7 protein-coding genes and 1 rRNA gene are annotated in these 8137 nt (G+C 50.9%); all 8 read right to left on the reverse strand.

Features of this window, described 5'->3' with window-relative positions:
• Nucleotides 1–82: 82 nt before the first annotated feature.
• The 8 genes from Q334_RS0106550 to rrf all read right to left on the reverse strand — a co-directional run bounded on the left by Q334_RS0106550 (nucleotide 83) and on the right by rrf (nucleotide 7967).
• The gene (locus Q334_RS0106550) at nucleotides 83–862 is read right to left on the reverse strand and encodes an SDR family oxidoreductase (protein WP_027312506.1); all 780 of its coding nucleotides are present in this window, start codon (nucleotides 860–862) and stop codon (nucleotides 83–85) included.
• Between the two features lie 9 nt (nucleotides 863–871).
• Nucleotides 872–1942: a uroporphyrinogen decarboxylase gene (hemE, locus tag Q334_RS0106555; RefSeq protein WP_027312507.1), complete on the reverse strand. Its 1071-nt coding sequence runs from the start codon at nucleotides 1940–1942 to the stop codon at nucleotides 872–874.
• A gap of 151 nt (nucleotides 1943–2093) precedes the next feature.
• Nucleotides 2094–2303, reverse strand: coding sequence for a hypothetical protein (locus Q334_RS0106560; RefSeq protein ID WP_027312508.1), 210 nt, complete (start codon nucleotides 2301–2303; stop codon nucleotides 2094–2096).
• A gap of 101 nt (nucleotides 2304–2404) precedes the next feature.
• A complete protein-coding gene (locus Q334_RS0106565; protein WP_027312509.1) occupies nucleotides 2405–2836 on the reverse strand; it encodes a universal stress protein in 432 nt (143 codons plus the stop codon).
• 42 nt (nucleotides 2837–2878) lie between these two features.
• A complete protein-coding gene (locus Q334_RS0106570) occupies nucleotides 2879–5461 on the reverse strand; it encodes a TRAP transporter permease (protein ID WP_027312510.1) in 2583 nt (860 codons plus the stop codon).
• A gap of 159 nt (nucleotides 5462–5620) precedes the next feature.
• The gene (locus Q334_RS0106575) at nucleotides 5621–6583 is read right to left on the reverse strand and encodes a TAXI family TRAP transporter solute-binding subunit (RefSeq protein ID WP_027312511.1); all 963 of its coding nucleotides are present in this window, start codon (nucleotides 6581–6583) and stop codon (nucleotides 5621–5623) included.
• A 177-nt stretch (nucleotides 6584–6760) separates the two neighbouring features.
• On the reverse strand, nucleotides 6761–7588 hold the full coding sequence (locus Q334_RS0106580; RefSeq protein WP_027312512.1) for an enoyl-CoA hydratase-related protein: 828 nt from the start codon (nucleotides 7586–7588) through the stop codon (nucleotides 6761–6763).
• Nucleotides 7589–7851: 263 nt separating this feature from the next.
• Nucleotides 7852–7967 (reverse strand): 5S ribosomal RNA (rrf, locus tag Q334_RS0106585).
• Between the last annotated feature and the right edge of the window lie 170 nt (nucleotides 7968–8137).

The following is an 8137-nucleotide window of genomic DNA, read 5'->3' on the forward strand; positions in this document are numbered from 1 at the left end:
AAAGCCCCGACTGGGGCCTTATTGTTACAGCACCTGAAGCACTGCCTGAAGCACTGAGAGTGCCGTAGTTAGGGATCCGTCCTTAGAATGTACCGGGGTAGGCACCGCCATCTAACAGCAGGTTTTGTCCCGTTATATAACCAGCCTGCGCACTGCACAAGAACGCACAGGCCGCACCGAACTCAGCGGGTTGGCCAAAACGCCCTGCCGGATGAGCAGCCAGACGTTTCGTCCGTGCCTCTTCAACACTAATCTGCTGGCGCTTAGCTTCCCCAGCAAATACCTGCCCCAAACGATCCGTTTCAAATGGACCAGGCAAGAGATTATTAACGGTGACATTGTGCTTAACCACCTCACGGGCTAGCCCAGCCACAAATCCCGTCAAGCCCGAACGGGCACCGTTAGATAGCCCCAAAACGGCAATCGGTGCTTTTACCGCACCTGAGGTAATGTTGATGATGCGCCCAAAACGACGCTCGATCATGCCATCAATCACCCCTTTGATCAGCTCGATCGGCGTCAGCATGTTAGCTTCTAAAGCACTGTGCCAAGTAGATTTATCCCAATCGCGGAAATTACCAGGTGGTGGGCCCCCGGCATTGGTAACCAGGATATCCACTTGCGGCCACAACTGCAGTGCTGCGCTGATGCCTGCATCCGTGGTGATATCCACCGCCAGAGCTTTCACCTCAACCTGATAGTCAGCTCGCAGGGTAGCCGCCGCTTGCTCAAGCGCTTGTTCCCCACGAGCAATCAGAGCAACATTCACCCCTTCCGCCGCGAGTGCTTGCGCGCAGGCAAAGCCTAAACCTTTACTGGCTCCACAAACCAAAGCATAACGGCCGGCGATTCCGGTTTGCATCTTTCCTCCTTAACGGCCCTGATGATAGGGCGCACTCAATTCATGTACCGCCTCAACAAAAATCCGTGCATGTTCAGGATCGACAAACTGGTGAATACCATGACCAAGGTTAAACACATGGCCATCGTGAGCACCATAGCTCGCCAGGATAGCAGCGACTTCCTGGCGGATACGCTCAGACCCGGCGTAGAGTACGCAAGGATCCATATTGCCCTGCAAAGCTACCTTATTCCCGACCAATTGACGGGCACGACCTATATCCATAGTCCAATCCAATCCCAAGGCATCGGCACCGGCATTGGCCATTTCCGGAAGCCACAAACCGCCCCCTTTAGTAAACAAAATGACCGGCACCTTGCGCCCGTCATGTTCACGGATCAGGCCCTGGACAATCTTTTCCATGTAGGCCAAGGAAAACTCTACATAAGCACGATCAGACAGATTTCCTCCCCAGGTATCGAAAATCTGTACGGCTTGAGCACCTGAGCGGATTTGTTCATTTAGATAAGCCGTTACCGCTTGAGCCAGCTTATCCAATAAGGCATGCATCAGCTCTGGTGTTTGGTACAACATGGCCTTCACATGGCGGAAGTCTTTACTAGAGCCGCCCTCTACCATGTAAGTTGCCAGGGTCCAGGGGCTGCCAGAAAAACCAATTAGGGGCACTCGCCCATTAAGCGCCTGGCGAATTGTTTTCACACAATCCATCACATAGCCCAGGTCACGACTGGCATCAGGCACCGGCAAACCAGCGATGTCTGCTTCGCTACGCACCACCTTTTTGAAGCGGGGGCCTTCACCCGTTTCAAAATACAGGCCAAGTCCCATCGCATCAGGCACGGTGAGAATGTCAGAGAACAAAATGGCCGCATCCAGGGGATAACGCTCTAACGGCTGCAACGTCACTTCACAGGCGAAATCGGCATTTTTACACAGACTCAAAAAGTCACCGGCTCGGGCACGACTGGCACGGTATTCAGGTAGGTAACGTCCGGCCTGACGCATCATCCATACAGGAGTACGATCTACCGGTTGACGCAACAGGGCGCGCAGGAAGCGGTCATTCTTTAGCTCGGCCATGGTCTTCAACTATCTGGTGAAAAGTCAGGGTGCTTATTGTAACCGGAAGGGCCGCCAGCGTCCTGGCCCATATCAAGCAGAGAGGAATAGAGAGGGTCTGAATCAATAAAAAAGCCAGCATCGCTGCTGGCTTTGTGTGATCCAAGGTAGGTTAAACGTGGACATCCACATTGAGCCCTACCCTTGTGGACGGGTCAGGGCGCGCCGGTTGAGCTCCGGAAGCGGGTGAACTTTCCTCGATCAATTTAACGGCCTGCTGTGCGGTCACCTCTTGTTGCTGACGTTCAAGCTGTAACACGCGAACACCCAGGCTATCGAGGTTGGCAGAGCCCCCTGCGCTTGCAGCAGAAGTAATATTCATCTGCACCTCCTTTAATTAATCACGACTAAAGTATGGCTCAGAATATCAGCTAAACCAATCCCCGCCCTGCTTATTTTTCACCCAATGCTGCCAAAAGTGGTTTAGCGCAGTACCAATACCGAGACCTTTGCCTGCTCTACCACTTTAGAGGCAACCGATCCCAACATAGCTTTTTGCAAAGCGCTACGCTTATGACTAGGCATAATAATCAAGTCCGCTTGCAGGCGCTCACTCCACTCCAAAATACGCTTATAGGGATTTCCTTCAGCGATATGGGTTTGCACCTCCAGCTTAGAGTCACCGAGCTGTTCTTGCGCAAAAGCGCGTAGCAATGCGCGGGAGTCCTCCAGTACTTTATCCATGGCATCCTGTGGAAAATAAGCGGCTACCATGGGCATATTGAAACCAGGGATAACAGTGAGTAAGTGCAACTCTGCTTTATCACGCTCAGCGATATGAATCGCTTTTTGCACAGCGCGATCAGAAAAACCTTTTTCACTTAGATCAACGGGTACCAAAATTCGCTTGTACATAGAGGGCTCCTTAGGGTTTGGCGCCCGCCAGGGGCGCCTTAATCAGGCAGCCATTGCTGCACGCCGCCGCTGAGCCCAGGCCATCGCCAGCATCAGCAACAGGGCAGGAATGAACATCAGCTCTTTCGGTGGGCGCGGTTGCGGCACTTCAATGCTGGTGATCTGCCAGTCAAAATCAACCCCCATAGTTTGCGCCGGACTGGAGAACTCAACATTGTCCACGATCATGTTTTGCTCTTCCTGACGCACTTCTAGGCCTACGCTTAGGAGTTTTGCTTCCGCTCCCTGAGCCTCAGCAGCTAAGGGTAACTCCACAACTTTACTAACCCATTTGCCTGATAATGTCTCCCCCTCTACTCGAATGCGTAGCGGTTGTCCTTCGGGCAAGCTCTCAACCACCTCAAACAATTGAGCGGACTCGACAGACTTGGAAGGAGGGAAGATTTCATCCCAGAAAAAGCCGGGGCGGAATAATGTGAAGGCAATCAATAGCAGACCCAGCGTCTCGTACCACCGATTTTTGGTAAACCAGAAGTTTTGCGTTGCTGCTGCAAACAATAGCATCGCAATCACAGCACTGATTACAGTGATCGCCAAGTGCAGCCAAGAGTCCACCCCTATCAGTAGCAACTGTGTATTGAAGATGAACATAAAGGGCAAAATGGCAGTGCGGATGTCATAAGCAAACCCCTGCAAGCCGGTCTTAATCGGATCCGCTTTAGCAATAGCGGCCGCGGCAAAAGCAGCCAGACCAACAGGAGGTGTATCATCCGCCAGAATACCAAAGTAAAACACGAATAGATGAACGGCAATTAAGGGTACGATTAGGCCTGACTGAGCTCCCAGGGTAACGATAACCGGCGCCATCAGGGTGGAAACCACAATGTAGTTCGCCGTTGTCGGTAGCCCCATGCCCAGAATTAAACTGATCACCGCCGTGAAAATTAGCATCAACAGCACATTGCCGCCTGAGACAAACTCGACAAAGTCAGTCATCACCAAGCCAATGCCAGTCAAGGTCACCGTACCAACCACAATCCCTGCCGCCGCGGTTGCCACCCCAATACCAATCATGTTGCGAGCCCCGCTGACCATGCCATCCAGGCCATCGCGTAACCCTTGCAGCGCCGCTGTTTTAATTTCGGTATCACGACGGAAGTAAGCCATGATCGGACGGTGAGTAAGCACAATCACCATCATAAACATTGTGGCCCAGAAGGCTGATAATCCAGGAGAGAAGCGCTCGACTGTCAAGCACCATACCAACACGGCAATGGGCAGGAGGAAGTAAAGACCTGCTTTAACGGTTGGGCCCGTCTCCGGAATCTCAACTACATCGCTATTAGGATCATCCATGCCAATTGCGGGATAACGGGCAGAATAAGCAATCAACGCAACATATAGGATGATGCACAGCACGCCCAACACCCAGGTTGCGGTATCACCAAAGACATCCTTCGTCCAACCGATGCCGTAATAAACAGCCAGGGACAATATAATCATCCCGAGAATAACGGTGACCCAGGTTAGCAAGCTCTGCGCCAAGCTTGGCTTATGGCGACGCGGCAAACCTTCCATCCCAGCTTTCACTGCTTCTAAATGGACGATATAGATCAGCGCGATATAGGAAATTAACGCTGGCAAAATCGCCGCTTTAATGACCTCTACATAGGATACTCCAACATACTCCACCATCAGGAACGCTGCCGCACCCATGATCGGCGGAGTCAACTGGCCATTAGTGGAGGCCGCAACCTCTACCGCCCCCGCCTTAGTACCGGGGAAGCCTACCCGCTTCATCAACGGAATAGTAAAGGTGCCAGTGGTCACAACATTAGCGATAGAAGAGCCTGATACCAGTCCAGACAAGCCAGAAGACACTACAGCAGCCTTAGCTGGCCCCCCCCGCATATGCCCTAATAATGAGAAGGCTACCTTAATAAAGTACGTACCAGCGCCGGCTTTATCTAACAGCGACCCAAAGAGCACAAATAAGAAAACAAAGGATGTTGATACTCCCAGAGCCACCCCGAATACCCCTTCAGTGGTCAACCACTGATGGGACATCGCTTTTTGTAAGCTCGCCCCTTTGTGAGCAATAACATCGGGCATATAAGGCCCTGCAAAGGTGTAAAGTAAAAACACCCCAGCGACAATCATCAAAGGCGGCCCCAGCGCACGGCGGGTGGCCTCCAGCAAGAGAGCCATACCAACCACAGCTGTCACAACATCAAACTGTGTTGGAGCGCCAGAGCGATTCGCTAGCTCTGCATAGAACACATATAAATAAGAAGCAGCAAAGCTACCCACTAGCGCCATCGCCCAATCCTGCAGGGGAATGTAATCACGTGGCGACGACTTCAGGGCAGGATATGCAGTAAAAGCCAGGAAAATCGCAAACGCCAAATGAATAGCGCGAGCTTCGGTATCGTTCAGTACGCCAAAGTTAAAAACGAAAGGCAGTGGTGAGGCATACCACAGCTGAAAGAGTGACCAAATAAATGGAATGGCCACTAGTAAAATCCCTGGTAACCCTTTAGGACTACGCGCGCCAGTGTCTGCCTGGGCGAGCATTTCCTGTACTTCATCCTGAACGGATGTTTGAGACTGAGTTGACTGACTCATGCGGCTGCTCCGTATGCATCAGCCTCACGGCTGGGCACTTGCGAGAAGGTGCTATTTATTAGTCGTTAAGAAAACCCTCCTCAACGACCTTATCGTTATTACGTCCACCCCAGAACAGGGTAGAGCAGAAGCGGCCCCTCAGGGCCGCTCAAGCGCTGATTACATACCAGCTTCTTTGAAGTACTTAGCAGAGCCATCATGCAGAGGTGCAGTCAGGCCATCCTTCATCATCTCTTCTTTGGTCAGGTTTTCAAACGCTGGGTGCAATTTTTTGAAGTCATCGAAGTTTTCAAAAACTGCTTTGGTCACAGCATAGACCACGTTTTCAGGAGTGTTGGCAGAAGTTACCAACGTGGCCGCCACACCAAAGGTAGCGATGTCCTGCTCAGCACCACGGTACATGGCTGCAGGGATGCTCGCCTTACGATAGTAGGGGTTATCCGCTACCAGTTTATCCACCTCAGCACCGCTGACTTCAACCAGTACGGTGTCACAGGCAGTGGTCGCTTCTTTGATAGAACCATTAGGGTGGCCTACGACATAGACGATAGCGTCAACTTTGTTATCACACAAAGCTTGAGCTTGCTCCGCGGGCTTCAATTCAGAAGCAAGGGCCAGGTCAGACATACTCCAGCCTTTAGCCGCCATCAACACTTCCATCGTGGCTCGCTGACCAGAGCCTGGATTACCCACGTTCACACGCTTACCTTTCAGATCGTCAAAGGTTTTTACCCCAGCATCTGCACGTGCAACAACAGTGAAGGACTCAGGATGCAATGCAAATACAGAGCGCAGCTCAGGATAAGCCCCCATATCGGCAAACTGCTCTTTACCGTGGAATGCATTGTATTGCACATCAGACTGCGCAACGCCCATATCCAGCTCACCAGCGCGGATAGTATTAATGTTGTAGGCAGAGCCGCCAGTACTTTCTACTGAGCAACGAATGCCGTGTTCTTTACGATCCTTATTCACCAGCTTACAGATTGCCCCACCAGTCGGATAGTACACACCAGTCACCCCACCGGTACCGATGGTAATAAACTGCTGAGCACTAGCACTGGCAGCAACGGCCAAACCAGTGGCAGCGAGAGTGGCTGTAAGAGTCTTTTTGAAAGACATATTGCTTCCCCTTTTATGGTTGTTGGGCTTTAGACTTCCATGGTGGGCATGCCCACACGAAGACAGCACGTCTATATATGTGGACACATCCTTGTTTTCTGAAGGTAGCTATTATTCACATTAGACTTAAGTCTAAAATACTTGAAATGTAAATTTATGCAGAAAAACTGATATTTCTCAGGATTGAGTAAAATCTGGCACTCTTTTGTCGATAAAAGCTTGTACCGCTTCAGCATGCTCAGCAGTCTGATGACAGACTCCCTGCATCAATGCACATGTCTGCAGGAAATCATTGAGATTCTGCCGTTGCGCCAACTTCAACAAACGCTTGGTATAGGACAGGGCCTGAGGCGATTTAGAGGCAAAAGACTGCGCCATCTGCTGAGCGCGCTCTAATAGACTTGCTTGAGAAGGAAGAACATCCAGTAAAATACCTAACTGCAAAGCCTCTTCCGCTGAGACTAAACGGCCAGACAAAGTGAGCTCTGCTGCATGCTGATAACCGATCAAACGCTGTAAAAACCAAGCACCGCCATCACCAGGAATGATACCTAAATTAATAAAAGTTTCTCCCAGCAATGTTTCTGGGCAGCCCAGGCGAAAATCACACATACAAGCCAAATCAAAACCAGCCCCAATGGCAGGGCCATTAATCGCAGCAATTATCGGTACTTCGCAGGCTTCCATCGCTAAAGGCATCCGTTGAATGCCGGTACGATAGCGCTGCTCTAACTCTTGTACATGGCCAGCAAAACTACCGCTACGCTGCTGCATTTCTTTAATGTTGCCACCAGAACTAAAAGCCTTACCTGCTCCTGTAATAATCAACACTCGCGCACTTTTTTCACTTTTCAGCCAGTCCAATACAGCAAGCAGATCATCTACCAAAGCAGTGCCGGTTAAAGCATTACGAACATCATCCCGCTCAAACGTCAACAACGCTACTCCACCACTAATGGTTAAGCTCGCATCCTCTAATGAGGGGGTATTCGGTGCAAAAGCCATAGGAAAGCTCCCTTATCCAGCCTTAAGACTCAGACAGCCTAACGCTTGCTTACGTTATAAAACTATTAATACAGACTAAACATCCGTCATCGCATGAGTTTAAGCAATTGCGGGAGATATCCCTCCTCAGCCTCGTGGCTATCCCCTGATCCAAGTCCGCTTCAACGCTGCACAAGCTGCACAAGCTGCAATCAGCCAAATTTCCAAAATCCAAAAAGCAAAAACCCCTGCCAGATGTCTGACAGGGGTTTCGCGTATTAGGCGCTTGGCGATGACCTACTCTCACATGGGGAAACCCCACACTACCATCGGCGCTGAGTCGTTTCACTTCTGAGTTCGGGATGGAATCAGGTGGTTCCAACTCGCTATGGTCGCCAAGCAATTCGGTTCAGGTCTCTCTGTCTTATGTCACGCTGTGACCGCAGGTTTACCTAAATTCTGGATCGTCTTCAGTTCGTTGTCGTCATCACAACATCTCACGTTCATTCGTCAACGTGTCCCAGATCACTGGGTTATATGGCCAAGCCACACGGGCAATTAGTACTGGTT

This window comes from Balneatrix alpica DSM 16621 (genome assembly GCF_000619885.1).
Taxonomy (GTDB): domain Bacteria; phylum Pseudomonadota; class Gammaproteobacteria; order Pseudomonadales; family Balneatricaceae; genus Balneatrix; species Balneatrix alpica.